We start from the raw sequence: 26602 nt of genomic DNA on the forward strand, positions 1-26602 counted from the left end.
TGTTTTATATATACAACAACTGTCGAATTGCCGGTCGCCGACGGAAAGGCATAATCAGGACCGGTTTCTTGCTTGCAGGCTTGCCGCCATGAATCGCCAGATCGATGCCGCAATGGATGTCGAAGCCGAAGTGAACGTGCCGAGCGCGCTCGTGCAGCTCGTCCACTATCGCTTCGGCGAGCCACCGCACAGCGTGCTGCGGATGGAAGACAGGATTCGCGTCGAGCTGTGCCTGGGCACGCGCCATCGCAGCGCACGCGCCTGCTTCGCGGACCGCTGGAATACCGAACGTTACGAACGCATCGGCGATCTTTTCGTGCTGCCGCCGACGATCGACATGAACGTGCGCAGCGACGAGGCCAATCCGCTGTACTCGGTGCTGTGCCAGCTCGAGCTCGGCCCGGTCGTGTCGCTGTTCGAGGAGCTGCCGGAGCTGACCGACCACTTCCTGCTGACCGGCCTCGATATCCGCGATGCCAACCTGCGCCAGTTGATGCTGCGCGTCGCCGATGAAACGCGGCATCCGGGCTTTGCCAGCAACGTCATGATCGAGGCGATGGTCACGCAGATCAGCGTCGAGCTGCTGCGCTACGGCGGCGCCCTGCCCGGCCGCCTGCCGCAGCGCGGCCTGGCGGAATGGCAGCTCAAGCGCATCGATGAACGCGTGCAGGAAATCCGTAAGGCGCCGACGCTGGAAGAGCTCGCCGGCCTGTGCCGGCTTTCGGTGCGCCAGCTGACGCGCGGCTTCCGCCTGGCGCGCGATTGCTCGCTGGGCGCGTATGTGGCCAGCAGCCAGATGGCGCATGCGCGCGCGATGCTCGCCGCCGACGACAGCGTGACGAACATCGCGGAGACCCTCGGTTTCTCGTCGTCCTCCAACTTCTGCTACGCCTTCCGTCGCGCCGCCGGCATGACGCCGACGCAGTACCGGCAGACGCTGCCGCCGCATTACGCGGCCACCAGCGAAGCCTCGGCGGTCGGACGTCTGCGGACCATGGCCGCATCTCAACGCGCTGACCGGAATTCATCGTAGACAGCCCGGCGACCCGCCCCTAAGTTGCTGGCACACCGGAATGTAGCGCCGGTCACGCCGTGCCGATGGGGGATGCAATGAATAGAACCCAGCTGACCAAGTGGGTCTCAGCCGCAATGCTGTTGCTGTGTTCGCCGCTCACGCTCGCCCAGACGGGCTCTGACGATGATCTGCTGGACCTGCTCTCGCAGATCGAGCCCGAAACACCGGCCGTACCGGCAGCATCGCCCGCACCTGCCGGCGAGCCGAGCAAGCCGACACCCACCGCGACACCGGCCAGCGAGGCGGTTGCGCCTTACGACGTGATTCCGCTGCCGCAGACCGCGCAAGCGCTACCGACGCCAGCCGCGCCGCCACCGCGCGCATCGATCGAGGAGATCGTCGTCACCGCGCGCCGCACCGCTGAGAACCTGCAGGACGTGCCGGTCGCCATCGCCGCAATGAGTGCGGACGATCTGAAGCGCGACCAGATCAACAGCCCGCAGGATCTGCAGGGCCGCGTGCCGTCGCTGATCGTCGGCAGCAACAGCCAGATGCGCAACACGGAAACGCCGGCGATCCGCGGCCAGGGTGCGCAGTTCGGCGCCAGCCCCGGCGTCATCATCTATCTCGGCGAAGTGCCGGTGCCGTCCGATCCGGTCGCCAACTACCAGGGCGGTCCCGGCAAGTTCTTCGACCTGGGCAACGTGCAGATCCTCAAGGGCTCGCAGGGCACGCTGTTCGGCCGCAACACGACGGGCGGCGCGCTGCTGCTGGAGCCAGCAAAACCGCAGGACGGTTTCTCCGGCTCGCTGCGCGCCGGCGCACTGGCCTTGTCCGGCGGTGACAACCTGACCGGCCACTCCTACGAAGCGGTGCTGAACACGCCGATCGTCGATGAAGTGCTGCTGGCGCGCTTCGGCGGCCAGGTCTACCAACGCGACGGCTTCACGAAAGATGTCGTCACCGGCAAGGACTACGACAGCAAGAATTACTGGACCGCACGCGCCGGCCTGCTGTGGCGGCCCGGTGCCCGCGTCGAAAACTACCTGATGGGCTACTGGTCCGACAGCGACGACAACGGTACGGCCACCGTCATCGAACGCGTCAACCGCGAAGGCCTCAATCGCGCGATTCCCGGCGCGGTCGGCCTCGGTGCGCTGACGCAGATCATTCCCGGCATAGATCTCGCGCAGATCGGCAACCTCGGCTGCCTGACGCTGAACTTCTTCGGCCCATCGACCAACTGCGGGCAGGACATCGTCGACGAGCAGGCGGCGCGCGGCAACCGCAGCGTCCAGCTCAGCGGCGATCCGAACGACCTGCTCGAGACCGGCGGCGTCATGGACAAGCTGAGCTTCGAGCTCAGCGATGCACTGACGCTCGTCAACATCGCCAGCTACTCGACGTTCAAGCATTCCTACCGCTGGGATCTCGACGGCTCGCGCGCCGCCTTCAACGAGTTCGTCAATCCGGACGACCTGCTGCAGGCCGATGTGCAGACCTTCACCGAGGAGCTGCAGCTGCAGGGCACCGCGCTGGACGGCGCGCTGAAGTACGTCGTCGGCGCCTATTACGAGGACACCGACGCGGTCGGCCGCATCGTCGCGGTGTCGCTGCTGTTCGTCGACGTCGACCAGCAGTACGACCAGAGCAAGCAGTCCTTCGCGCCGTTCGTGCAGGGCACCTACGATCTCGGCAACCTCTTCGAGTCGATGTCCGGCCTGAATCTGACGCTGGGCGCGCGCCATACCCGCGACAAGACGACCGGTTCCGCGTCGATCACGCAGCTGGCGCTCGGTCTGGTGCCGCTGGTCGACAAGAGTTTCGATGCCGAGGTCGAGAGCTCCGAGTGGACCTGGACCGCGGGCCTCGACTATCGCCTCGATACCGAGAACAGCGGCAATCTCATCTATGGCAAGGTCAGCCGCGGCTACAAGACCGGCGGCTTCGCACCGATCTCGGTCAACCCGGACCGCTACACCTACGATCCGGAATTCGTCACCAACTACGAGATCGGCCAGAAATCCGACTTCACGATCGGCGCGATGCCGGTGCGCCTGAACTCGGCGATCTACTACACCGACTACACCGGCCTGCAGAAGGCCGGTATCGACGCCTACGTGCCGCCGAACTCGGTCAACCCGGTGCCGCAACTGGGCCAGTCGATCTTCAATGTCGGCAGCGCCTGGGTCGCCGGCTTCGAGATGGACCTGACGATCCAGCCGGCCGAAGGCTTCACCTTCGTCGGCACTTACGGTTACACGCGTGCCGAGTACACGAAGTTCGAGCTGGACTACACCGGCGCGACGCCGCAGCTCGATTGCACGGGCGAGGAAATCCAGGCCGGCAACAGCATCGAGCTGAGCTGCATACCGTTCCAGTCGACGCCCGAACATCAGTTCAGCCTGTCGGGTCGCTACCTGCTGCCGCTCGATCCCGCGCTCGGCGATGTCGAGACCGCCCTGACCTACACCTGGACCGACACGCAGTACAGCGGGCAGTCCTCGCCGCCCGAAGGCGAGCCCGGCGCCTATCTGCCCGTTGCGCGCCTGCTCAACGCGAGTGTCAGCTGGAGCGGCATCTTCGGCTCCCGCTTCGACGTGCAGCTGTTCGGCACCAATCTGACCAACGAGATCTACCGCATCTCGAACAGCAACCAGTGGAACCTGACGTACTTCCAGAGCTCGATCTATTCCGAGCCGCGGATCGTCGGCTTGAACCTCGCCTATCGCTGGGGCGAATGAATGGATCACTGCAAATCCGTAGCTCGGGTGCAAGCCGGGATTCAGCGCTCGCTGCCAAGCAACAGCCCCGGATTTCACCCGGGCTACGGGTCATGAACGACCAGTGCGATGAGAGAATTCCTGGGGAATCCAATGCGTAGAGTCGATGGCGAGATCATCCTGTTCTGGGCGCTGCCGTTCCTGGCCCTGAGCTGGCTGCTGGTCTTCGTTTTCTTTCCCGGCTTTCATGCGCCGATGGCGCCGACGATGTCGGCCGAGGAAGTGGCGGCCTTCTATCGCGATCCGCAAAACCTGCCGGGCATCCGCTACAGCATGATCGCGTTCAACTGGTTCGCGATCGGCATCGTCGTATTCCTCGCGCTGATCGTCATGCAGATCAAGCGCATGGCGCATCGCACGCCGATCCTCGCCTATTGCTATCTCGGCTGCGCAACCGGCGGGCCGGTGCTGTTCTTCATCGCCGACCTGTTCTGGCTGCTCGCCGCGTTCCGCCCGGAGCGCGATCCGCAATTGACGCTGCTGTTCAATGACATCGCCTGGATCACGTTCACCGGCCAGGTCGGCTTCATCGTCGCGCAGTGCCTGTTCCTCGCGCTGGCGATCTTCCTCGACCGCCAGCCACGGCCGGTCTTCGCGCGCTGGGTCGCCCATTTCAACCTGGCGATCGCGGTTGCCGTCGCGCCGGCGGCGTTCGTCGCGACGACGCTCGAAGGTCCGCTGGCCTGGGACGGCCTGCTGTCGTTCTGGGTGCGCAACGGCGCGATCGGCCTGTGGCTGATCGTCATGACGCTGGTGATGGGCCGCACGTTGCTGCGCCAGCGTGCGCAGGTCGGCGCATGAGCAGCACGAGCCTGCCGCTGCCCGCACGGCCGACCGGCACCTGGAATCGCGTCGTCTGGCACTGGCGCCACGATCCAAAGATCGAGCTGTGGATCATGTGGTGGGCGATGGTCGCCTTCTACCAGGTCTTCGGCATCGTGTTCTGCCTGATGACCAAGGTCATGCCGCCGCCGAAACCCTGGTGGGACCACGCGCGCATCGTCCAGTACTTCAGCGACAACCACGACGGCCTGGTCTGGGGCTTCGGCATCATCTTCCTGATCGCCGGCATCACCGCGTCGGCGAACGCGCTGATCGGCTACTCGATGCGGCGCATGTCGGTCAGCCGCGTGTTTGGCTACAGCTACATCGCGATCTACTCGCTGAGCGCGCTGCCCGGCATGCTGCTGGCGGCGATCTTCCTGACCGTCGGCGCGCTGCGCCCGGACCGCGACCCGGCAATCCTCAGCTGGCTCTACGACGCCGCGTTCATGACCTTCGTCGGCACGATGGGCGTGTTCCTGATCGGCACCGCGGTGTGGATGCTCGCGATCCTGCTCGACAAGAACCGCGTGTTCCCGCTGTGGTTCGGCTACATGAACATCTGCAACCTGCTGACCGAAGTTGTCGTCGCGCCGGTGTGGATCTTCCACGAAGGCCCGTTCGCCTGGAACGGCGTCATCACGTTCTGGGTCGATACGCTGGTGTTCGTCGCCTACACCGCCGCGTTCATCACGCTGCTGCGCCGCCTGATCCTGCGCGACGACCTCGGTGACGGTCCGCTGCCCGAACTGCCGGCACGCGCTTGAGGACCGCCGCATGACCAGCGCCACCATCGCCAGCACGACACCCGCCGAAGGCTATATCCCCGGCCAGCGCGACATCTGGATGTTCGTGATGTTCGAAGCCGTCGTGTTCGGCAGCTACTTCGCGATCTACATGCTGTACCGCAGCTGGGACTCCGCGCTGTTCCTCGATTCCCAGCAGCAGCTGAGCCAGAACCTCGGCGTCGCCAACACCGTGATCCTGCTGATCAGCTCCTGGCTCGCGGCGCGCGCGGTGCAGGCCTCGCGCGACGGGCAGTTCCAGAGCGCGCAGACCTTTCTGGCCGGCACGATCGCCTGCGGACTGCTGTTCGTCGCCTGCAAGCTGCTGGAGTGGTCGCTGAAGATCGATGCAGGCTTCGAGTTCTCGACCAACCGCTTCTTCTCGTTCTACTACTTCCTGACCGGCATCCACGTTGTGCATGTGCTGTTCGGCTTCGTCTTCCTCGGCGTTGCCCTCTACCAGCTGCGCAGCCCGCAACGCCGCTCGCAGACGGTGATCGAAGCCGGCGCGATCTTCTGGCACATGGTCGATTTCCTGTGGGTAATCATCTTCGCCCTGCTCTACGTCATGAGGTAATCGTGATCACCGCCACCGCACGACTGGGCGCTGTCTGCGCCCTGCTGACCGGCGTCACGCTGCTGTCCTGGTGGATCGGCAGCGGCGACGGCCTGCACGCGTTCACGCTCAACGCCGGCATCAGCGTCGGCGTGATCCTGATGGCGGCGCTCAAGGTCCGCCTGATCGTCTGGGAGTTCATGGAACTGAAACATGCGCCGCGGAGCCTGCGCCGCACCGCCGATGCGACGCTGACATCGCTGATCGCGGCGCTACTGACGCTGTACTTTGCCGGAGCGCAGTTCCAGGGCTGAAGCAGCCCCAAAAATCCGCCCGCAGCGTCTTGCGCAATGCAGCCGCAGCCCTGAGCATGGAGTCCCATCCCCTCCACCTGGCCGTTCCTGCGTGGACCGGGATGGGACCAGGGAGAAACGGGGATGAAGTTCGTGAACGCGCTGCAGGCCGGCGTCATTCGGGCGTGGGCTGGGCTGGGCTGGATCGCCGGTGTCGTGCTCGGCAAACTGAGCTGGCAGGCCCCGGAATGGGTCAAGGCGCTGGGGCGCGCACTGGCCAGGGCCGCCGCCGCATTCAAGGCCGCCATCCTGCGCAGCCCGCGCACGGCGGCAGCGATCGTGACGCTCGTCCTGTTGATCGCCGCCGCCAGCTACGCCGGCTGGCAATGGTGGAAGAGCCGCCCGAAACCGGTCGAGGTCGGCGTGTTCGCGCCGGAACTGCTGCCGCGCACCTGCTACGAGTGTGGGCCGGAGACCAAACCGGCCGACCTCGTCGTCAGCTTCTCCGAATCGGTGGCGCCGCTCGAATTCGAAGGCAAGACCCTCGATCCCGCCAGCGCCGGCATCCGCCTCAAGGGCGACGATCTGCCGGCGGGAGACTGGTCCTGGATCAACGATCGCACGCTGCAGTTCCGCCCCGCCGCGGACTGGCCGATCGATGAAGAGTTCGAAGTGCAGTTCGCCAAGAAGGGCTTCGTCGCCGGCCACGTGCTGCTGGCGCGCTATGACGTCAAGGTGCGCACCGCAGCGTTCGAGGCGCGGGTCGCGAACACCGAGTTCTTCCAGCATCCGGTCGTCGCGTCGGACAAGAAGGCCGTCTTCACACTCAACTTCAGCCACCCGGTTGACGTGGCCGATCTGGAATCGCGCCTCAAGCTGCAGCAGTTCGAACGCGTCACCAACGCCCAGGAGCGCGATGCCGGTGCGGTGGCGTACACGGTCAGCTACGACAACCTCAAGCTCAACGCCTACATCCATTCGACGCAGCTGACGGTGCCGGACAAGCAGGGCCGGCTGGCCCTCAGCGTCGCCAAGGGCGTGCATGCGGCACGCGGCGGCAATGCGCTGGACGCGGCGCTGACTGCTGACGTCATCGTGCCGGGACTCAACAGCCTGCGCGTGCAGGACGTCTCGCTGACGATCGCGCGCGACGAGAAGAACGACCCGAAGCAGGTGCTGCTGACGGAGCTTTCCTTCAGCGTGCAGGAAACCGACATGGCGCCGAAGATCAAGGCCTGGCTGTTGCCGGCGCGCCATCCCGATGCCGAAAAGCAGAAAATCTTTGAAACCTCGCACCGGGCCGGCGAAGCCTACGACTGGAGCCAATGCAACTGCTACGGCAGCGGCACCTCGAGCACAGGCTTCGACGCCCGCATCATCGAGCAGTCGCAGGCGCTGCCGCTGAGTCTGATCCCCGGCGAGCTCGATCACCATGAGCTGCACAGCTTCAGCTATGTCGCCGATCCGAAGCGCTTCATCTACGTGCGCATCGACAAGGGCCTCAAGTCTTTCGGCGGCTTCCGCCTCGGCGAGACTGTCGAACGCGTGCTGCAGGTGCCCGAGTATCCGCGCGAGCTGCGCGTGATGTCCGAGGGTGTGCTGATGGCGATGTCCGGCCCCAAGCGCCTCAAGCTGTTCTCGCGCGACGTGCCGGCGATGCGGGTCGACATCGAACGGCTGCTGCCCCGGCAGCTGCAGCATCTGGTCACGCAGACCGGCGGGCGCTTCAGCACGCCCGAGTTCAACAACTACCAGTTCGATGCCAGCAACATCACCGAGCATCTGTCGCAGATCGAAACCCTGCCCGAGCTGCCGGCCGGCACGCCCAACTACAGCACGCTGGACCTGGGCCGCTATCTGAAGGCCGACGGCAACGACCGGCGCGGCATCTTCCTGCTGCGCCTGCGGGCCTGGGACAAGAAGAACGACCAGCCGCTGAGCACCGAAGGCGAATCGCAGGACGAGACGTACAGCTACGACGACGAGGGCCGGCAGTACAGCAACGGCGATACGCGCCTGATCGTCATCAGCGACCTGGGCATGGTCGTCAAGCGTAATCTCGACGGCACGCAGGATCTGTTCGTGCAGTCGATCCACAGCGGCACGCCGGTCGCCGGCGTCGAGCTGTCGGTGCTCGGCCGCAACGGCGAAGCGGTGCTGACGCAGACCACCGATGCCGAAGGCCATGCGCGCTTCGCCGCGCTGAAGGACTTCAAGCGCGAGCAGCAGCCGGTGCTGTACCTTGCGCGCAAGGACGGCGACAGCTCGTTCATGCCGATCGATTCCCACCTGCGCCAGCTCGACATCTCGCGCTTCGATGTCGGCGGCGTATCGAACACGACGGACGCCAATGCACTGACCGCCTACCTGTTCTCCGATCGCGGCCTGTACCGGCCCGGCGAGGAGATCCGCATCGGGGCCATCGTCAAGGCACAGGACTGGAAACCACTGCAGGGCGTGCCGCTGCAGGTCGAGATCAGCGATCCGCGCGGCACCGTCGTCAAGAAGGACAAGCTGGTGCTCGGCCCCGGCGGCTTCGAGGACATCCGCCACAGCACGCAGGACGCCTCGCCGGCCGGCAACTACACGGTCAACGTGCTGCTGAGCAACGGCGCGATCATCGGCTCGCTGCAGGTGCAGGTCCGCGACTTCCTGCCGGATCGCCTGAAGATGGCGGCGACGCTGTCGGCCGTGTCGGCCGACGGCTGGGTCTCGCCGGATGAGCTGAAGGCGAACATCACGCTGCAGAACCTGTTCGGCACGCCGGCACAGCAGCGCCGCGTCACCGGCGCGATCACGCTGTCGCCCGGCCTGCCGAGCTTCCCGGCCTATCGCGATTACCGCTTCCACGATCCGCAGGCGGCACGCCAGGGTTTCAGCGAGGAGCTGCCCGAGACCACGACCGGCGACGACGGCACCGCGTCGTTCGATCTGAACCTGCAGCGCTTCGAAAAGGCGACCTATCTGCTGCAGTTCGTCGCCCAGGGATTCGAGGCGGATGGCGGGCGCGGTGTCGCGACACAGACCAGCCAACGCGTGTCGTCGATGCCCTACCTAGTCGGCTACAAGACCGATGGCGATCTCGATTTCATCGGCCGCGGCACCGAACGCAGCGTGTCGCTGATCGCGATCGATCCCAAGCTGCGCAAGACCGAGGTCAAGGGCCTCAAGCTGTCGCTGCTGAAGATCGCCTACGCCTCGGTGCTGGTGAAGCAAAACAACGGCACCTACCGCTACGAATCGCGGCGCAAGGAAATCTCGCAGAAGGAAACGACGCTCGACATCGCGGCAGGCGGCGGCACGCTGCCGCTGCAGACGACCGAGCCGGGCAGCTTCGCCTACCTCGTGCGCGATGCGGACGGCCAGCAGCTCGCACGCATCGACTTCCAGGTCGCCGGCGACGCCAACCTGTCGCGCTCTCTGGAGAAGAACGCCGAACTGCAGCTGGCGCTGTCGAAGACCGACTACGCGCCGGGCGAGGACATCGAGGTGCAGATCACCGCGCCCTATGCCGGCGCCGGTCTCATCACGATCGAGCGCGACAAGGTCTACGCCTGGCACTGGTTCCGCGCCGAGACGACCGCGTCGACGCAGCGCATCCGCCTGCCGGAGGGCATCGAGGGCAACGCCTACATCAGCGTCAGCTTCGTCCGCGATCCGGGCTCGCCCGAGATCTACATGAGCCCGCTGTCCTACGGCATCAAGCCGTTCTCGATCGCGCTCGGCGCGCGCCGCAACCCGGTGCAGCTGGCGCTGCCCGAGCGGATCAAGCCGGGCGAGACCGCGAACTTCAAATACAGCACCGAGAAGCCGTCGCGCATCGTCCTGTTCGCGGTCGACGAAGGCATCCTGCAGGTTGCGCGCTACCAGCCGCCCGATCCGCTGGCTCATTTCTTCCAGAAGCGCTCGCTCGACGTGTCGACGCGGCAGATTCTCGACCTGATCCTGCCGGAGTTCCGCGATGCGGTGATGGCAGCCGCACCCGGCGGCGACGGCGACAACCTGCTCGCGAAACATCTCAACCCGTTCAAGCGCAAGGGCGACAAGCCGGTCGCCTGGTGGTCCGGCATCGTCGATGCCGACGCCACCGAGCGCACGCTGAGCTACACGGTGCCGGACTACTTCAACGGCACGCTGCGCGTGTTCGCGGTCGCGGTGTCTGACGAGGCGATCGGCGTGTTCGACGGCAAGAGCTTCGTGCGCGGCGACTTCGTGCTGTCGCCCAACGCGCCGACCACGGTGGCACCGGGCGACGAGTTCGAGGTCAGCGTCGGCATTGCCAACAACGTCGACGGCTCCGGCAAGGATGCCGAGATCGCCGTGAGCCTGGAGACCAGCGCCGGCCTCAAGATCGTCGGCGAGCGGACCCGGAGCGTCGCGATTGCCGAAGCGCACGAATCGTCCGTCAGCTTCCGCCTCAAGGCCACCGAAGCACTGGGGCCGGCCGATCTGATCTTCGTCTCCAAGCTCGGCGCGAAATCCGCGCGGCGCCAGATCGACCTGTCGGTGCGCCCACCGGTGCCCTACCGCGTCACGCTGCACGCCAGCAGCGTCGCGCCCGGCAAGCAGGCGGACGTTCCGGTGCAGCGCGAGCTGTACCCGCAGTTCCGCGAGCTGGAAACCGGCATGGCGATGCTGCCGCTCGCGCTCGCCCACGGCTACACCGCCTATCTGCAGCGCTACCCCCACTCCTGCACCGAACAGCTGATGAGCATGGCGATGCCCGGCATCGTGCTGTCGCAGCGGCCGGAGTTCGGTGATGTGAAGACCGCGCCGGGTGCCGATCTGCGTGCGCTGGTCGATGAGCTGCGCTCGCGGCAGAACCCGGACGGCGGCTACCGCTACTGGCCGGGCGGCGCCGAAGTCCAGGCCTTCGTGTCGATCTACGCACAGCACGGCCTGATCGAGGCTGCCGAACTGGGGCTGCCGGTGCCACGCGATCTGCTCGACCGCGGCAATGAGTGGCTGCGCACCCTGGCGGCACGCGACGGCGATTCCCTGGAAGACGAGCGCAACAGCGCCTACGCGCTGTATCTGCTGACGCGCCAGGGCCAGGTGCTGTCGGCCGAAGCTTCCGGGCTGCGCCAGCGACTCGCCGAGCGCTACGAGGATCAGGGTCCCGGGGACATCGCCACTGCCTTCCTCGCCGCATCGCTGCAGCTGATGAAGCAGACGCGCGACGCCGAGACCCTGTTCGCCAAGATCAGGTTCGAGGGCAAGCATCCCTACGACCGCTGGCGCGACGCGATGGTCTGGGATGCGCAGCTGCTGTACCTGACCGCGCGCCACTTCCCGCAGCGCCTCGGCAAGCTGCCGCCGTCGCTGCTGAACAATCTGGTCAAGCGCACGCAGCAGGGTCGGTATCACTCGCTGGCGGCCGGCACCACGCTGCTGGCGCTGGATGCCTATGCGAAGGCCGCCGGAGAATCGGGCATCAACGCGCAGTTCTCGGTCACCGAGCTGCTGCGCGATGGCAAAACCCGCCGCGCCCTCAAACTGCCGGACACGCTGCTGCCGAAGACCGACTTCAGCGCCGACGCCAAGTCGCTGCGCTTCGACAATCAGGCCAAGCTCAACGCCTACACGGTCGTCAGCCAGGCCGGCTTCGAACGCAGTGTGCCGACGGCGCCGCTGGTGCAGGGCTTCGAGATCCTGCACGAGTACATCGGCGCCGACGGCAAGCCGGTGACCACCGTGAAGCTCGGCGACGAGATCGACGTGCGCCTGAAGTTCCGCGCGGTGGAGCGGCAGTCGATCGACGACGCGGCGCTGGTCGATCTGCTGCCCGGCGGCTTCGAGCTGGTCGTGCAGCCGCAGGAATTGCAGCAGCAGTTCCTGCGCGCTTCGACCAACCCGGAGGCACAGACCGGCGAGGGCTACAGCGAAGGCGAATCGGACGAGAGCGGCGAGTACGGCGACGAAGGCGGCGGCGACTGGACGCAGTGGCTGTGCCCGGTCTGCGTCGACGGCACCAGCGCGTATCCGACCTATGCCGACTTCCGCGAGGACCGCGTGGTGTTCTACACCGGCGTGTCGACCGACATCGGCCAGATCGTCTATCGCATCAAGGCGACCAACGCCGGCACGTACACGCTGCCGCCGGCCTATGGCGAATCGATGTACGAGCCGAACGTGCAGGCACGGTCGGCCGGAGGACAGATCGTCGTCGAGCAGCCATGAGCGGAGCGCGGTCGCGATGAGGCGGGCGCTGCGAGCCATCGCGGTCGGCGGCGTGCTGCTGGCCGTGCTGCTCGGCGGCCTGCGCCTGTGGCCGCATGCGCCGCTGCGCGAGCGCATTCCGGGTTCCACCGCCGTGCTCGACGCTCAGGGTCGCCTGCTGCGGCTGACGCTGGCGAGCGACCAGCAGTACCGGCTATGGACGCCGCTGGAGCAGGTCTCGCCGCAACTGGTCGAAGCGCTGCTGCTGCACGAGGACCGCGGCTTTCACCGGCATCCCGGTGTCAACCCGCTGGCGCTGCTGCGCGCGGCACTGAGCACCGCGCGAGGCGAAGCCCGCCAGGGCGGATCGACACTGACGATGCAGCTCGCCCGCCTGATGTACGGACTCAACACACGCAGCATCGGCGGCAAGCTGCAGCAGATCGTCTGCGCGCTGTGGCTGGAGCTGCGCTACTCCAAGCACGATCTGCTCGAAGCGCATCTCAACCTGATGCCCTACGGCGGCAACATCCAGGGCGTCGGCGCCGCCAGCCTGATCTACTTCGGCCGCCGGCCGGACACCCTTTCGCTGCCGCAGGCGCTGGCACTGGTGCTGATTCCGCAATCACCGGGCCTGCGCGATCCCGCGAAAGGAGAACCAACGGCGCTGCGCCTCGCCAGCCAGCGCCTCTTCGCACGCTGGCTCGAGCGCCATCCGGACGCGGCGGATCAGGCCGGCCTGATGCAGCTGCCGCTGCATTTCCGCAGCCCGCGTGCCTTGCCGTTCGAGGCGCCGCATCTGACGACGATGCTGCTGCGCCAGCGCAGCGGCGACGAAGCAAGTGAAATCCGCACGACGATCGACCTCCCGCTGCAGCGATTGCTGGAGCGCGAAGCACGACGCTATGTCGATCGCGAGCAGCGCGTTGGCATCCGCAATGCGGCGGCGATGCTGCTCGACTGGCGCAGCATGGAAGTCAAGGCGGTGCTCGGCTCGCTCGACTTCAGGGATGCCGCCATCGAGGGCCAGGTCGACGGCACGCGCGCACTGCGCTCGCCCGGTTCGGCGCTCAAGCCGCAGCTCTACGCGCTGGCGATCGACCAGGGGCTGATCCATCCGCTCAGCGTGCTCAAGGATGCGCCGACGGCATTCGGCCCCTTCAGCCCCGAGAACTTCGACGGCGCCTTCGTCGGCCCGATCACCGCGCGCGATGCCCTGATGCGCTCGCGCAACATTCCCGCGGTCGGCCTGGCGGCGCGCCTGAGCAAGCCGGATCTCTACGACTTCCTGAAGCTGTCGGGCGTCGGCCCGCTGGCATCACGCGAGCACTACGGCCTGGCGCTGGCGCTCGGCGGCGGCGAGATCACGATGCAGGACGCGGTACGCCTGTACGCGCTGCTCGCCAATCGCGGACTGCTCAAGGGGCTGCGCTACCAGCCGCAGGGCCGGCTCGACGACGGCCAGCGCCTGTTGTCCGCCGAAGCCAGCTTCATGGTGCTCGACATGCTCAAGGACAATCCGCGACCGGACGAGCTGATCCTGCAGGGCGCCGGCGCCGGCCGGCCGGTGGCCTGGAAGACCGGCACGTCGTGGGGATTCCGCGACGCCTGGAGCGTCGGCGTCTTCGGCCCCTACGTGCTCGCGGTCTGGGTCGGCAATTTCGACGGCAGCTCCAATCCGGCCTTCGTCGGCCTGCGCGCCGCGGCGCCGCTGTTCTTCCACATCGTCGATGCGGTGCGCGCGGCGCAACCTTCGCTGCCGGAACCGGCCGCCTCGCCGCCGGCAAAGCTCGCGCGCGTCGAGGTCTGCAGCGCTTCGGGCGATCTGCCGAATGCCGACTGTCCGCAAACCTCGGTCACCTGGTTCATCCCCGGCACGTCGCCGATCCGCCTGAGCCGCGTCCATCGCCGGCTCAAGGTCGACCGCCGAACCGGACTGCAGGCCTGCCCGCCGTACGATGCGCGCTACGTGCGCGAGGAAGTGTTCGAGTTCTGGCCGTCCGATCTGCAGCGCCTGTTCGCGCAGGCCGGCATGCCGCGGCGGCGACCGCCGCAACCGGCGCCCTGCACCGCGGATGCGCCAAGCGGCAGCGCGCCGGTGATCACCTCACCGCTCAAGGCCGTGACCTACAGTCTGCGGCTGGCGCGCGCGGGCGCCGACAGCGTGCCGCTGGCGGCCGACAGCGACGGCGACGTCCGCACGCTGCACTGGTTCGTCGACCAGGGCTATGTCGGCAGCACACGCAGCGGCTCCACGCTCAACTGGAAACCCACGCAGTCCGGCGATTTCCAGGTCAGCGTCGTTGACGACCGCGGGCGCGCGGACCGCCGTGACCTCAAGGTCGCGCTGCTGCACTGAAGCCGTCGCATTCAGGCAATATCGCGACTTCCAAGAATTCACCGAGTCGTCACATGACCGCAATCCGCTCCCGCATTCTCGGCCTGGGCACCCATGTGCCGTCGCGCGTCGTCACCAATCACGACCTCTCGAAGGTCATGGAGACCAGCCACGAGTGGATCGTCGAGCGCTCCGGCATCGAGCAGCGCCATTGGGTCGAGCCCGAGGACGGCAATTACACGATGGGCGTCAAGGCCGCCCGCGCCGCGCTGGCCGACGCCGGCTGCGAAGCGAGCGACATCGACTGCATCATCTACGCGACGCTGTCGCCCGACTATTACTTTCCCGGCTGCGGCGTGCTGGTGCAGCGCGAGCTGGGCATTGGCCATGTGCCGGCCTTCGACATCCGCCAGCAGTGCTCGGGCTTCGTCTACGGCCTGCAGATGGCGGACGCCTTCATCCGCGCCGGCCAGTACAAGAAGATCCTGCTGATCGGCGGCGAAGTCCATTCGCGCGGCCTCGACAAGTCGACGCGTGGCCGCACTGTCACCGCCTTGTTCGGCGACGCAGCGGGCGCCGCAATCATCGGCGTCAGCGAAGACCCGGCACGCGGCATCCTGACCACCCGCATGCATTCCGACGGCAGCGAAGCCGAATGCCTCGCGATCCTGTGGCCGGGCATGGCGCCGGGCCGCGACGCCTACGTCAGCCACGAGGACATCGACGAAGGCCGCATCTGGCCGACGATGGAAGGCCAGAAGGTCTTCAAGAACGCCGTCAAGCGCATGCCCGAGGTCATCAACGAAGTGCTCGCCGAGCAAGGTCTCGCAGTGTCAGACATCGACATGCTGATCCCGCACCAGGCCAACCTACGCATCAACGAGATGGTCGCCAAGCTGCTGCGCATCGACGAGAGCAAGGTCCACAACAACATCCAGAAATACGGCAATACGACCGCCGCGACGATCCCGCTGTGCCTCGCCGAAGCGCGCGCGCTCGGCAAGGTCAAGCAGGGCGATCTGGTCTGCGCCGTGGCCTTCGGCGCCGGCTTCACCTGGGGCGCGGTGCTGATGCGCTGGTGAGGACATCGTAGGATGGGCTGAGCGCAGCGAAGCCCATCGCGTGCAAGGTGCCGACAATGGGCTGCGCTGTGCTCAGCCCGACCCCAGCTGACGTGACACCTTCGCCGCGCTGTCGCGCAGTTCGCGGCCGATCTTCGCCAGCGTCTGGTCGCGCAGCTGTTCGCTGATGCCGACGACGACAAGGCAGTGCGTCAGCTTGCCGGCAACGCCGTAGACCGGCGCGGCGGCAACGGTGATCCCGGTCATGTAGTTACCCTGGTCGATCGCGTAGCCGTTGACCCGGGTCGCTTCGATCTGCGCTTCCCACTCGGTCAGCGTCGGTGCGTTGGCCCAACGCAGTCGCTTGAAGCGGCGATGCAGCTCTTCCCTCTCGTAGTCACCGAACGCAGCGATGCAGCGACCGCTGGCGCTGATGGTGGCCGGGAAGCGGCTGCCGATCTGCGTATACAGCTGGATCATGCTTTCGGAACGCGCCATCGCGACGACGATCATGTGCTCGAGGCCGACGATCTGCACGCCGATGGCGGTCACGCCGTAATCGGCGACGATGCGATCGAGCGCCGGCTGGGCGATGTCGCTGAAGCGGTTCTGGCTCAACCACTGCCGCGCGAGGATCAGCACGCCGGCGTTCAGCGTGTAGAGCTTGGTGACCGGATCGAAGGCGACGAACTCCTCGGCGACCAGCGTGCGCAGGATGTGCAGGCAGGTGCTCGGGATGATGTTCAGCGCCCGAGCGATGAACTGCACGCCGACCGGCTCGGCGGAGCGCCCCAGCAGGCGCAGGATCGCCGCGGCACGCGATACCGCCGGCACCGTGCTGCGTTCGAGCGCGGCGTCGAGGGCGGCGGCATGCGGGTCCTTGGCCTTCGGATTCTTCGGCTTTGCCGCCATGGGAGCTGCTTTCGGGCCTGTCGTCGGTGGGGAACTGAACGGGCTCAATGATAGGGCCATTCCGCGGCCGGCACAGGACGGCGTCAGCGTGAATTTGCCTGACCGCGCAACGCCGCTTGGCCTGCACTTCAGCATTCCCGCGCTCCGCTTTTAATATACAGCGCTGTTGACCATTACAGGTTCGGCGGAGTATCGTCTTTGCCTATTCAGACAAGGTCGCGCCAGCGCATTTTTTTGTCGCCACGGGTCAAGGCAGTCGAGACCTCGGGTGGCAGGCTTGCAGCGAACCGGAAGATTTGAAAAATCCGCCCGCCCGAGGAGCAAGCACTTGAATTTTGACGGCCGCATCATCGTCGTATCCGGCGCCGCGGGCGGCGGCATCGGCACTACCGTGACGCGCATGCTGGCCGAAGCCGGAGCCACCGTGATCGGCGTCAGCCGCTCGCAGGCGAACATCGACACGCATCTGGTGCCGCTCGCCGCCAAGGGCCTGTCCGTCATCCCGGTTGCGGCCGACGCCGAGACCGACGAAGGCATCGCCGCGACGATGGCGGCCGCGAAGAAAGCCAAGGGCACGCTGTACGGCCTGGTCAATGTCGCCGGCGGCGCCGCGCCGCAGACCTGGATGCGCGCGACGCGCGTCAGCCGCGCCGACTGGCGTGCGCTGTTCTCGCAGAACCTCGAATCGATGTTCTTCATGACCCAGGCGGTCGCCGCCGAACTGCGCGCGCAGAAACTGCCGGGCTCGATCGTGTCGATCTCGTCGATCAGCGGCATGAACAGCGCGCCGTACCACATCGCCTACGGCACCGCGAAGGCGGCGGTCGTCGCGGCGACGCGCACGCTCGCCGCTGAACTCGCGCTCGACAACATCCGCGTCAACTGCATCGCGCCCGGCCCGACCGCGACGCCGGCGTCCGAGGCGTTCATCGACAAGGACGAGGCACGTGACCGCGCGGCGATTGCGATGGGCCGCCGTGGCAAGCCAGAAGAACAGGCCGGCGCGATCCTGTTCCTGCTGTCCGAGCATGCCGGCTACATCACCGGCCAGACGATCCTCACCGACGGCGGCCTGAACCTGAAGTGGACGCACCTGGGCGCCGATAACACGTCGTTGTTCCTGAAGAGCCAGGAATTCCGCGCAGCGATTCAGAAATGAGCGAACCCGACCTCAGCGTTGCGATGACGATCTCGCCCGAGGCGTATACCTCGGTCGAGTACGCGCGCGCGGAGCAGGAACGTCTGTGGCGCAAGGTCTGGCTGCAGGTCGGACGTATCGAGGAAATCCCCGAGGTCGGCAACTTCCTCGCTTACGAGATCGGCGTCGATTCGGTGATCGTCGTGCGCACCTCAGCCGACACGATCAAGGCTTATCACAACGTCTGCCCGCATCGCGGCCGGCGCCTCGTCGACATCCCGGATGGCGAGAAGCAGGCCTGCGGCAAGCGCAAGCTGTTCGTCTGCGGCTTCCATGGCTGGCGCTTCGATCTCGATGGCAACAACTGCCACATCCTGCACCAGGACGACTGGCAGGGCGCGCTGACGCCGGAACGCACGCGCCTGGGCGACGTGCGCGTCGATACCTGGGGCGGCTGGGTCTGGATCAATCTGGATCCGAACGCCGAACCGCTGCTCGATTACCTCAATCCCGCAGCGGAAATGCTCGAACCGTTCCAGCTGCAGAACATGCGGTATCGGTGGCGCAAGTGGGGCGTGTTCGACTGCAACTGGAAGGTCGCGATGGAGGCCTTCAACGAGACCTACCACGTCCAGACCACGCATCCGGAGTTCAACAAGTACGGCGAGTTCCGTGGCTGGGCGCGCGCGCAGGGCAAGCACAGCAACATCGGCTACGAAGCGCCGAAGAGCATGGACCAGAACCAGGCCGGCAAGCTGCGCGTCGGCACCGGCGCGGATGCGCGCCTGTCGACCGCGGAGATGCAGCAGTACACCTGGGAAAAGGCCAACACCAACACGACGCAGACGATGGTCGATGCGGCCAAGCGCCTGAAGGATGAGCTACCGGAAGGCACGCCGGCCGGCGAAGTGCTGATGCACTGGTTGAAGTCGGCGCGCGCCGACGATGCCGCACGCGGCGTGATCTGGCCGACGGTCGATCCGGTGCATGTGGGGAAAAGCGGCACCGCCTGGCAGATCTTCCCGAATTTCCAGATCGGCCACGCCGTCAACAACATGCTGTGCTACAGCGCGCGGCCCTACGGCGTTGATCCCAACAAGTGCATCTTCGAAGCCGCGGTCTACGAACTGTTCCCCGCCGGCCAGGAACCGAAGACCGAATGGCAGTACTCGCCGGCGACCGAAGAGGCCTGGTGCTACGTGCTCGGCCAGGACTTCTCGAACATGGCCGCCGTGCAAAAGGGCATGCAGTCCGCCGGCTTCCGCGGCACGCAGCCGAATCCGTACATGGAACGCAGCACGATCAACCTGCATCACAACCTCGCCAAATACATGGGCACCGGCGCGCCGCGACCGCTCAAGTAAGCAAAGTATCTCCGGAGATCCAACAATGAGTTTCAGCACCAAGGAACTGACGCCGCGCATCGCGAGCGAAATTCACGCCAGCAAGGCGGACCTGCTCAGCGGCAAGTACGCGGCGAAGATCCGCGAACTGCTCGAGCAGCGCGGCGTGCTGGTGTTCCCGCAGGTGAATTTCAACGACGACGAGCAGGTCGCGTTCACCAACACGCTCGGCACCTTCGCGCCCGAGCATGACGGCGAGATCATCTACAAGGTCACGCTCGACAACAACGTCAACCCGAAGGCCGATTACCTGAAGGGCTCGTGGTACTGGCACATCGACGGCACGATGAACAAGGTGCCGATCCTCGCGTCGATCCTGTCGGCCAAGGTGCTGACGACGACCGGCGGCGACACCGACTTCTGCAACACCTACGCCGCCTATGACGATCTGTCGGACGACGACAAGAAGGCCTTCGAGAGCCTGCGCGTCATGCACTCGGCCTGGAACACGCTGTTCTACTACGACCCGGAACCGGATCCGCGCCTGCTCAAGGGCATGATGCAGATCGGCGACCAGGAACTGCCGCTGGTGTGGAAGCACCGCTCGGGCCGCAAGTCGCTCGTCATCGGCGCGACCGCACGCCACGTTGTCGGCATGGACTACAAGCAGAGCATCGAGACGCTGGTGCGCCTGCGCGCCTGGGCGACGCAGCCGCAGTTCTCGTACCGCCACAAGTGGACGGTCGGCGACACGGTGATCTGGGACAACACCGGCACGATGCATCGCGCGACGCCGTATGACCCGAATGCGGGGCGGCGTCTGCATCGGACGAAGCTGCAGGGCGAAGAGGCGTTCTCGTAAGGACTAACCCGTCATTCCCGCGAAAGCGGGAATCCAGGGTTAAGAAGCACAGCACTCTCCGCCCTGGATGCCCGCTTTCGCGGGCATGACGGAGTTTGAAGAACGACGAACACACGAGGAGAGCACGATGGGCGCGCAGCAAGGTGCAGCAGCAGAATGGCGAGGCTACTGGTACCTGCCGCTGATCGCCGCGCTCGGCTACGCGACGTCGGTCATCCACGTCTACGCGATTGGCCCGTTCATCGAGCCGCTGCAGGCTGAGTTCGGCTGGTCGCGCGCGCAGATCTCCTTCGGCCTGACGATCTCCAGCTTCATCAGCGCGGTGTTCTGCATTCCGCTCGGCATGCTGGTCGACAAGATCGGCCCGCGCCGCATCGGCCTGCTCGGCGTGGTGCTGATGACCGGCGCGTTCGCGCTGCTCGGCACCGCGACCGGCACGAAAGCCAACTGGGCACTGCTGTGGACCGTGATCGCGTTCTCCACGGTCGGCGTGCAAGCCACCGTCTGGACCGCCGCGGTCAACAGCCGTTTCGAGAAATCCCGTGGTCTGGCGCTGGCCATCACGCTGTCTGGCGCGTCGCTCAGCGCCGCGTTGTTTCCGATGCTGGCGACCTGGCTGATCTCCAGCTACGGCTGGCGCATGGGCTTTCACGGCATGGGCGGCTTGTGGATCCTCGTCGTCTTTCCGTTCCTGCTGCTGTTCTTCCGCAGCGCGCGCGAAACCAAGACTGCGATTCCGAATCCTGAACTGGCGCGCGTCCATAGCGGCCTGACCTTCGCCGAAGGCCTGCGCACGCCGGCGTTGTACAAGCTGCTGCTTGCGGCCGGCCTGTTCTCGTTCACTGCGGTCGGCACGCTCGTGCATTTCGTGCCGATCCTGACCGGCGCCGGTTCGACGCGGCTTGAAGCCGCCGGCATTGCCGGCCTGATCGGTGTGTTCTCAATCATCGGCCGCCTCGGCACCGGCTTTCTGATCGATCGCTACCGCGCGCAGTACATCGGCGCCCTCGCCTTCATGCTGCCGGTCTTCGGCCTCGGTCTGCTGCTGCTCGACGCGACCAATCCGCTGCATCAGTCGCTGGCCGCCGCATCGATCGGCCTGACGCTGGGTGCCGAGGTCGATGTCGTCGCCTACCTCGCCGCGAAGTTCTTCGGTTTGAAGAATTTCGGCGCGCTGTATGGCGCGATGGTCATGGCGCTGTCGCTCGGTACGTCCTTCGGCCCCCTGACCGGCGGCGCGATCTTCGACGCCTTCGGCAACTACGCGCCGTTCATGCTGCTCAACATCGGCCTGATGAGCCTGAGCGCGCTGGCGCTGCTCAGCCTCGGCGCTCCGCCCGTCCATGCCGAACCGGAAACCGCTTAAGCCCGTTCAAACCCCATGACCAGCTCACCGATGAATTGCCAGCCGACGCAGACACCCGGGAATATCGACATTCCGGCGCTGCGCGAGAAGTACCGCATCGAGCGCGAGAAGCGCTACAACAGCGAAGGCCAGAAGCAGTATCTGCGGCCCAAAAATGGCTCCGAGCAGCTGGCCGATCCCTACAAGCCGGTTGCACCGCGCGCGCCGCTGGTCGAGGAGATCGACGTCGCCGTGCTCGGTGGCGGCTTCACCGGCCTTCTCGCCTCGGTGCAGCTGAAGAAGGCCGGCGTCACGAGTTTCCGCAACATCGAGCAGGCGGGTGACTTCGGTGGCGTCTGGTACTGGAACCGCTATCCGGGCATCCAGTGCGACAACGAGTCGTACTGCTACCTGCCGCTACTCGAGGAGACCGGCTTCATTCCGAGCAAGCGCTTCGCCGATGGCGTCGAGATCCAGAACCACTGCGTGCGGATTGCCAAGCAGTTCGGCCTCTACGACAGCGCGCTGTTCCATACCCAGGTCAGATCGCTGAACTGGGACGAGTCGATCAAGCGCTGGCATGTGAAGACCGATCGCGGCGACGACATCCGCGCGCGTTTCGTCATCATGGCCGGTGGGCCGCTCAACCGGCCGAAGCTGCCGGGCATTCCGGGGCTGCAGGATTTCAAGGGCAAGGTGTTCCACTCGGCGCGTTGGGACTACGGCTACACCGGCGGCAGCTGGGAGAATCCGGTGCTCGACAAGCTCGCCGACAAGCGCGTGGCGATCGTCGGCACCGGCGCAACCGCGATCCAGATCGTTCCCTATCTCGGCAAGTACGCGAAGCAGGTCTACGTGCTGCAGCGCACGCCGCCGAGCGTCGACGCGCGACCGAACCCGCCGACCGACGCGGCGTGGGCAAAGAGCCTACAGCCGGGCTGGCAGAAGCAGCGCCAGGAGAACTTCCACCGCGGGGCGATGGAAGGCTTCCATCCGGGCGAGCGCGATCTAGTCTGCGACTTCTGGACCGAGATCAACCGCAACGTTGCGGCACGCCTCGACAGCGATCAGGCCTGGGCCTCGTTGACCGCCGAGAAGTTCATGGCGATGCGCGAAGAACAGGACTTCAACGTCATGGAGCGCTTCCGCCGGCGCATCGACGAAATCGTCGAGGACAAGGCGACCGCGGAGTTGCTCAAGCCCTGGTTCCGCTTCCACTGCAAGCGGCCGCTGTCGAGCGACAGCTACTACCCGACCTTCAATCTGCCGAACGTCGAGCTGATCGATGTGTCGTCGACCAAGGGCGTCGAGCGACTGACCGAGCATGGCTTTGTGCAGGTCGGCAAGGAATACCCGATCGACCTGCTGATCTGCGCGAGCGGCTTCGAGGTGACCAGCGATCTCGACCAGCGCTGGGGCATTGATGAGATCAAGGGCCGCAATGGCGTCTCGCTGTACGACTACTGGGAAGATGGCTACAAGACCCTGCACGGCGTGGTCTCGCGTGGCTTCCCGAACCAGTTCTTCACCGGCTACATCCAGGGCGGCCTGTACGCGACGACGGTCGAGCAGTTCAACCGCCAGGGCCATCACATCGCGCAGATCATCAGCGCTGCCCTCAAGAAAGGCATCAAGGCGCTGGAGCCGACGCAAGCCGCGCAGGACGCCTGGTGCGCGACGATGGCGCCGTCGACGGATTTCTCGAAGTACATGCAGAGCGAATGCCCGCCGAGCTATCTGAACAACGAGTCCGGCAAGTTCCGCTACTACCTTGGCGAGTTCTATCTGGCCGGCTTCACGGCCTTTGAGCAGCTGCTGAAGGACTGGCGCGACAAGGGCGACTTTGAAGGGCTCGATGTTGAGCGCTGACACACATCGTCATTCCCGCGAAAGCGGGAATCCAGGGCTGAGAGCGCAGTTGCCCGTTCCCTGGATTCCCGCCTTCGCGGGAATGACGGGTGATTGAAAGGACAGGCAGGAGGATGTGATGAACAAACCGACCAACCTAACTATCGACGATCTGACCGAGCCGCTGACCTACCCGGTCGACGCTTTCCTGTCGCGCGACTACGCGAAGCTCGAAGGCGACCGCCTGTGGGCGAAGGTCTGGCAGCATGCCGGCCGCGTCGAGGAGATTCCCGAGGTCGGCAACTTCATCACCTACGACATCGGCAGCGATTCGATCGTCGTCATCCGCACCGGCGCCGACACGATCAAGGCTTATCACAACGTCTGCTCGCACCGCGGTCGCCAGCTGATCGACACGCCGCCGGACAAGCACAGCGCCTGCGGCAAGCGTTCGCAGTTTGTCTGCGGCTTCCACGGCTGGCGCTACAACCTCGACGGCGAATGCACGTTCAAGCTCGACGAGGACGACTGGAAAGGCACGCTGACCGATGTGCGCACGCATCTCGGCGAGGTCAAGGTCGATACCTGGGGCGGCTGGCTGTTCATCAACATGGACCCGCAGGCACAGCCGCTGCACGAGTATCTCGATCCGGTCACCAAGACACTCGGTCCGTTTTCACTCGACAAGATGCGCTACAAGTGGCGCCAGTGGGTGATCTTCGACTGCAACTGGAAGACCGCGATCGAAGCGTTCATGGAGCCCTACCACGTCGAGGGCACGCACACGCAGCTGCTCAAGTACGGCCAGTACTACGCCTACAGCAAGGCGCACAAGCTGCACGGCGTCAGCGGCTTCGACGAGCGCGACCCGAAGATGAAGATGAAGCAGAGCAGCTCGATCACGCGCGCCGGCAAGGGTGCGGACGCGCGCGTCTCGACCTACGAGCTGCAGAACGAGATCTACACGACGGTCAACAACGCCAGCACGACCGAGACCTTGGTCAATGCCGCGAAGCGCCTCGTCGACGAACTGCCGGAAGGCACGCCGCCGGCCGAGGTCATCAAACACTGGCTCGCGTCAGCGAAAGCCGACGATGCCGCGCGCGGCGTTGAATGGCCGACGGTCACGCCGGAGCAGATGGGCGAAGCCGGCCTGGCCTGGAGCGTGTTCCCGAACATGTCGATATTGCACGGCATCACTTTTGCGCTGTGCTACCGCGCCCGCCCCTACGGCGACGATCCGAACAAGTGCATCTTCGAGTCCTACGCGATCGAGCGCTATCCCGAGGGCCAGGCGCCGAAGACCGAATGGGTCTACGCCGAAGCCGGCGCCGAGCGCTGGGGCAAGGTGCTGTCGCAGGATTTCTCGAACATGGCCGCCGTGCAGCGCGGCATGAAGTCGCGCGGCTTCCGCGGCACGCTGCCGAATCCGCACCAGGAGCGCAAGGTCACCAATTTCCATCGCGTGCTCGCGGACTACATGCAGGCGGGAACGCCGAAACTCATCAAGTAGCCGCTGCCGCCTTCACAACAGACAAACGACAAGAGAAACGCACATGGCTGTCAAAGTTTACGAACGCATCCTCGATCTGCTCGAAGCCGAAGGCATCGACACCGTCTTCGGCATTCCGGATCCCAACTTCGTGCATCTGTTCGTCGCCGCCGAAAAGCGCGGCTGGAACGTCGTGACGCCGCATCACGAACTGTCCGCCGGCTTCATGGCCGAAGGCTATGCGCGCATGACCGGCAGGCCGGCGCTGTGCATCGCGACGCTGGGCCCGGGCGTTGCGCTCGCCTCCGGCTCGATGATGACCTCGCTGGTCGAGAACACGCCGGTGATCTATCTCGGCGGCCAGCGCGCGCGCATCACCGAGCAGCGCGTCCGTCGCGGCCGCATCCAGTTCATCCAGCAGGAAGCGCTGTTCGAGAACTCGGTGAAGTGGAGCGCGAGCATCGAGTACGCCGAGCAGACCGATGAAATCATTCGTCACGCGCTGCGTGTCTGCCAGTCCGGCACGCCGGGTCCGGTCTATATCGAGTATCCCTCGCACATCATCCAGCAGGATCTGGAAGTGCCGCCGGCGCTGCCGCCGTCGTCCTACCGCCTCGTCGAGCCGGGCGCGGACGGCAACATGGTTGCCAAGGCCGTCGAGCTGATCAAGAACGCCGAATGCCCGGTGCTGCTGGTCGGCCATGCGGTGCAGTGCACGCGCGCCGGCCAGAAGGTCAAGGAACTCGCGCAGCTGATGGGCTGCCCGATCCTGCAGACCTCGGGCGGCAACGCCTTCATCGAAGGCGTCGAGGACCGCACCTTCCCGTATCTGTTCTCCGAGGTCGGCGACGACATTGTTGCGAAGTGCGACGTCGTCGTCGCGATTGGCACCGAGATCGGCGAGCCGATCCACTACGGCCGCAACTTCCTGTGGGCCAACGGCAAGACCGATCGCCAATGGATCTATGTGGAGCTCGATCCGGAAGCGATCGGCCAGAACCGGCCGATCGACATTCCGTTGGTCGGCGACCTGCGCACCGTCGTGCCGCAGCTCTCCGCCGGGCTCAAGGGCAGCCCGCGCAAGGAGCATCCGGATCTGCCGCGCTGGATAAAGGAAGACAAGCAGCGCCTGGAGACCCTCGCCAAGCAGGACTTCAAGACCGACAGCGGCCGCGTGCACACCGGCCAGTGGGTCGTCGAAGCGACCAAGGCGATGCCGAAGAACGCGATCCACGCGCGCGACGGCGGCTGCACGGTGGTGTTCACCTGGACCTATCTGCAGGCCAAGCCGCACGACGTGGTGTGGAACCAGAACTTCGGCTGCCTGGGCACTGGTCTCGGCTACGCGATCGGCGCGTCGATTGCCGACGGCCGCCAGCGGCCGGTGCTGCTGACGACGAGCGACTCGTCATTCCTGTATCACATCGGCGATCTTGAAGTGGTTTCGCGCCTGAAGATTCCGCTCGTCGTCGTCGTCGCCGTCGACAACGCCTGGGGCCTCGAAGTGGGCGTCTACAAGCGCACCTTCGGTCATGGCAACACGACCGAGCCGGGCGTGCACTGGAGCAAGGACGTGCGCTTCGACCAGATCGCCAAGGGCCTCGGCTGCGAAGGCGTCTACGTCGAGAAGGGCGAAGACCTCGGCGCCGCGGTGACCGCCGCGTTCGCGAGCGGCAAGCCGACCGTCATCCACGTGCCGATCGACCCGGTCATCAACCACGGCGGCAACCAGAATCTGGATACGCCGAACTATGCGCGCTTCCGGACCTGGTATGCGGAAGGTCAGTCGTAAGATAAAGCTGTAGTTCCCTCTCCCCTTGCGGGAGAGGGCTAGGGAGAGGGGTCTGCGC

Annotated in this window: 17 protein-coding genes; 16 read left to right on the forward strand and 1 reads right to left on the reverse strand. The window is 65.7% G+C overall.

The annotated features are described in order from the left end of the window. Positions 1–88 precede the first annotated feature (88 nt). From AC3WUF_RS13265 to AC3WUF_RS13305, 9 genes are all read left to right on the forward strand, one after another. Positions 89–1033, forward strand: a complete 945-nt coding sequence (locus tag AC3WUF_RS13265) for a helix-turn-helix transcriptional regulator (protein ID WP_492426314.1) — start codon at positions 89–91, stop codon at positions 1031–1033. A 77-nt stretch (positions 1034–1110) separates the two neighbouring features. Continuing rightward, on the forward strand, positions 1111–3759 hold the full coding sequence (locus tag AC3WUF_RS13270) for a TonB-dependent receptor (protein WP_492426316.1): 2649 nt from the start codon (positions 1111–1113) through the stop codon (positions 3757–3759). Positions 3760–3891: 132 nt separating this feature from the next. After that, a complete protein-coding gene (locus AC3WUF_RS13275) occupies positions 3892–4599 on the forward strand; it encodes a hypothetical protein (protein ID WP_492426318.1) in 708 nt (235 codons plus the stop codon). Continuing rightward, a complete protein-coding gene (locus AC3WUF_RS13280; protein ID WP_492426320.1) occupies positions 4596–5387 on the forward strand; it encodes a hypothetical protein in 792 nt (263 codons plus the stop codon). Before AC3WUF_RS13275 ends, AC3WUF_RS13280 begins: the two co-directional genes overlap by 4 nt. Before the next feature lie 10 nt (positions 5388–5397). Beyond that, positions 5398–5982 (forward strand): cytochrome c oxidase subunit 3, encoded by a 585-nt coding sequence (locus AC3WUF_RS13285; protein WP_492426322.1) that lies wholly within the window; start codon positions 5398–5400, stop codon positions 5980–5982. Positions 5983–5984: 2 nt separating this feature from the next. Further along, the gene (locus AC3WUF_RS13290) at positions 5985–6275 is read left to right on the forward strand and encodes a cytochrome C oxidase subunit IV family protein (protein ID WP_492426324.1); all 291 of its coding nucleotides are present in this window, start codon (positions 5985–5987) and stop codon (positions 6273–6275) included. Positions 6276–6398: 123 nt separating this feature from the next. Continuing rightward, the gene (locus AC3WUF_RS13295) at positions 6399–12434 is read left to right on the forward strand and encodes an alpha-2-macroglobulin family protein (protein ID WP_492426326.1); all 6036 of its coding nucleotides are present in this window, start codon (positions 6399–6401) and stop codon (positions 12432–12434) included. 16 nt (positions 12435–12450) lie between these two features. Then, positions 12451–14772 carry a penicillin-binding protein 1C gene (gene pbpC / locus AC3WUF_RS13300; protein ID WP_492426328.1) on the forward strand — a complete coding sequence of 774 codons (2322 nt, stop codon included), beginning with the start codon at positions 12451–12453 and terminating at the stop codon, positions 14770–14772. Between the two features lie 53 nt (positions 14773–14825). Continuing rightward, positions 14826–15833, forward strand: coding sequence for a 3-oxoacyl-ACP synthase III family protein (locus AC3WUF_RS13305; RefSeq protein WP_492426330.1), 1008 nt, complete (start codon positions 14826–14828; stop codon positions 15831–15833). A 72-nt stretch (positions 15834–15905) separates the two neighbouring features. Here the strand turns inward: AC3WUF_RS13305 and AC3WUF_RS13310 are convergent, their stop codons facing one another. Next, positions 15906–16724 carry an IclR family transcriptional regulator gene (locus AC3WUF_RS13310; protein ID WP_492426332.1) on the reverse strand — a complete coding sequence of 273 codons (819 nt, stop codon included), beginning with the start codon at positions 16722–16724 and terminating at the stop codon, positions 15906–15908. A 277-nt stretch (positions 16725–17001) separates the two neighbouring features. Here AC3WUF_RS13310 and AC3WUF_RS13315 point away from each other — a divergent pair, with 277 nt between their 5' ends. The 7 genes from AC3WUF_RS13315 to AC3WUF_RS13345 all read left to right on the forward strand — a co-directional run bounded on the left by AC3WUF_RS13315 (position 17002) and on the right by AC3WUF_RS13345 (position 26544). Further along, complete coding sequence (locus tag AC3WUF_RS13315) at positions 17002–17883, forward strand: SDR family NAD(P)-dependent oxidoreductase (RefSeq protein WP_492427190.1); 882 nt, start codon at positions 17002–17004, stop codon at positions 17881–17883. Beyond that, positions 17880–19226, forward strand: a complete 1347-nt coding sequence (locus tag AC3WUF_RS13320) for an aromatic ring-hydroxylating oxygenase subunit alpha (RefSeq protein WP_492426334.1) — start codon at positions 17880–17882, stop codon at positions 19224–19226. Before AC3WUF_RS13315 ends, AC3WUF_RS13320 begins: the two co-directional genes overlap by 4 nt. A gap of 25 nt (positions 19227–19251) precedes the next feature. Next, entirely contained in the window at positions 19252–20067 is an 816-nt protein-coding gene (locus tag AC3WUF_RS13325; protein ID WP_492426336.1) for a TauD/TfdA dioxygenase family protein, read from the forward strand. 127 nt (positions 20068–20194) lie between these two features. Next, on the forward strand, positions 20195–21433 hold the full coding sequence (locus AC3WUF_RS13330) for an MFS transporter (RefSeq protein WP_492426338.1): 1239 nt from the start codon (positions 20195–20197) through the stop codon (positions 21431–21433). Positions 21434–21448: 15 nt separating this feature from the next. Continuing rightward, complete coding sequence (locus AC3WUF_RS13335) at positions 21449–23281, forward strand: flavin-containing monooxygenase (RefSeq protein WP_492426340.1); 1833 nt, start codon at positions 21449–21451, stop codon at positions 23279–23281. 118 nt (positions 23282–23399) lie between these two features. After that, the gene (locus AC3WUF_RS13340; RefSeq protein WP_492426342.1) at positions 23400–24773 is read left to right on the forward strand and encodes an aromatic ring-hydroxylating oxygenase subunit alpha; all 1374 of its coding nucleotides are present in this window, start codon (positions 23400–23402) and stop codon (positions 24771–24773) included. A gap of 43 nt (positions 24774–24816) precedes the next feature. Beyond that, complete coding sequence (locus AC3WUF_RS13345) at positions 24817–26544, forward strand: thiamine pyrophosphate-binding protein (RefSeq protein WP_492426344.1); 1728 nt, start codon at positions 24817–24819, stop codon at positions 26542–26544. The last annotated feature ends 58 nt before the right edge of the window (positions 26545–26602 follow it).

The organism is Fontimonas sp. FW305-C-3, from assembly GCF_058783185.1.